Source organism: Chamaesiphon sp. VAR_69_metabat_338 (assembly GCF_031423935.1).
Lineage (GTDB): Bacteria > Cyanobacteriota > Cyanobacteriia > Cyanobacteriales > Chamaesiphonaceae > Chamaesiphon.
This window is the reverse complement of the sequence record NZ_JANPGM010000525.1, coordinates 1-2,257: the sequence shown is the minus strand read 5'-3', so window position 1 is coordinate 2,257 and position 2,257 is coordinate 1. Positions and strand designations below refer to the sequence as shown.

The following is a 2,257-nucleotide window of genomic DNA, read 5'->3' as shown; positions in this document are numbered from 1 at the left end:
CAGCTTCATTATCTAAGTTTTTAAAAGTTAAATTACCAGAATACATGATGCCAAAAGCGTTTGTGATACTGGATGCCCTACCGCTCAACGTTAATGGCAAAGTCGATCGAGATGCGCTCATAAAACACGATCCTGCAAACGAGATCGATCGAGAATTTATCGAACCTCGTACTCCTACTGAGTCCACCCTGGCTCAAATTTGGATTGAAGTCCTGAATATCGATCGAGTGGGTATTTACGACAACTTCTTCGATTTGGGTGGAGATTCGCTCTTAACTGTGCGGTTGTTACAGCAAATATCCGATCGACTTAATTACGAATTGCCGCTAGCGAGCTTGTTTTTAAATCCCACAATTGAAAGTTTAGCAACTTGTCTAGTGTCACCACCAGATACACTCCCTCGATCGCCTTTAGTTGCGATTCAACCTGATGGTTCTAACCCCGCTTTCTTCTGTATCCATCCCATATTCGGTGTTATTTTTCCTTATTATGAATTAGCCGCACATTTAGGAAAGAATCAGCCATTTTATGGACTCCAACCGATCGGACTCGATGGCAAAACTCCGCCCCTAACGCGGATTGAAGATATGGCGGCTCATTATATCGAAGCATTGCGATCGGTGCAGCCCCACGGCCCTTATTATTTGGGGGGTTGGTCGTTTGGCGGTTGGGTGGCGTTTGAAATGGCGCAACAACTTCAACAGGCTGGGGAAGAAGTCGCATTACTAGCAGTGCTGGACACTTTAGCACCCATTCCAGGACATGTATCTTTGGGTCACGGTTTAAAGTTTATGCTGACGACAGCGGCGCGATATATTTGGCCGTTTTTTCTCGATTATGTTTATCTAATTATCGCGATCGTCAAGCAGCAAATTAGTAGTTTACTCGATCGATTTCCTAATTTAAATAAAATCTTGCGTTACTCCGGTTGGGAGTGGCTAATGCAATCTCGTTGGCGTAGCCTCTCCCCTGGAGAATCGCGAAGCGCGCCACCAAGGCGGTCGAAACAGAATGCTACCCTCAACCCGTCGAAAGAATCCCAGCTTAGAATTTTAAGCGAGTTAGCGATCGTGCCGATGCTGCGGGTGTTCTATGCCAATAGTCAAGCAGTGCTCGACTATGTGCCGCAAGCATACTCCAGCCGGATTAATTTATTTAGAACCAATGCTCGATCGAGTATTGGCACAGAAGATCCGAGTTTGAGTTGGGATCGGCTCGCTGAAGGTGGCACGGAAATTCATCATCTTCCTGGCAATCACCTGACGATGCTCAGGAAACCACATATTCAGGTACTCGCGGCGCAGCTCAAAGCTGGTATCGATCGAGCTACGCGAATGGGTTGAGGAGATTGGCTCCGTTCCGGTGCCGCCAGCGATTATGTATCGATCTGCTCCGTTCTCACACCGCCCTGAACTATAAATTTAGCGGCGATCGCCCTTATTGCCAATTCTTGATGTTCGGGGACGCTCGGTTTCCGCACCAAGCTGCTAACTACTGCGGTTTGCGGACGAGCTTGGCAACGTCTTTGACTAATTGCTCTGGCTCGATCGGTTTGGAGAGCAGGATTTGAAATCCAAAGGCGTGAGAAATATTTCGATCTCTCATCGTGTTATAAGCTGTCAGTGCCGCAGCCGGAATTCGGCCTCCAGCGTCAGCCTCCCACGCTCTGATCTGGCGGATTAATGCCCAACCATCCGTCTCTGGCATCCCCAGATCTGACAAGAGCAGATCGTAGGCTTGCGGCTGCGCCTGCAATGTCTGGAGTGCTGCGCTGGCCGAGTCTACCGCCGTGACTGTTGCGCCAGCTTGTTGGAGGACGGTAGTAATTAGTGTTAGCACATCAGATTCGTCATCGACGACGAGGATGTTCGCTCCGTTCAAGGATGGTGTCGCTCGTTGGGTTGGTGACTCTGCCAGTGGTTTGGCATCATCGCCACTCTGGAGCGGCGACGCCGATGCTGGCAGTAAGGACGTGTCGCTCGCCGCCTCAGCGGGTGCTAGCGGCAGTTGGACGGTGAAGGTCGAGCCTTGTCCGAGCTGGCTGGTAACTGTAATCTGACCGCAATGGAGTTTGACGAGGTGATGGACGATCGCCAAACCCAGTCCGAGTCCGCTTTCCATCTTGGTAGAGAAGCTATCTGCCTGTCGGAACCGATCGAAGATATATGGCAAAAATTCGGCACTAATCCCTTTACCATTATCGATGACCTGAATTTGAGCATAAGCAATCGGGTTCTCAGGCGAGATCGGCACTAAA

2 protein-coding genes are annotated in these 2,257 nt (G+C 49.7%); one reads left to right on the top strand and one right to left on the bottom strand.

Features of this window, described 5'->3' with window-relative positions; all coding sequences use genetic code 11:
* Positions 1 to 1,343, top strand: a 1,343-nt coding sequence (locus tag RMO84_RS14535) for a thioesterase domain-containing protein (RefSeq protein ID WP_310489162.1), incomplete at its 5' end; no start/stop codon positions are given.
* A 148-nt stretch (positions 1,344 to 1,491) separates the two neighbouring features.
* Here the strand turns inward: RMO84_RS14535 and RMO84_RS14530 are convergent.
* Positions 1,492 to 2,257 (bottom strand): response regulator (locus RMO84_RS14530; protein ID WP_310489161.1); only part of this gene is annotated, 766 nt, incomplete at its 5' end.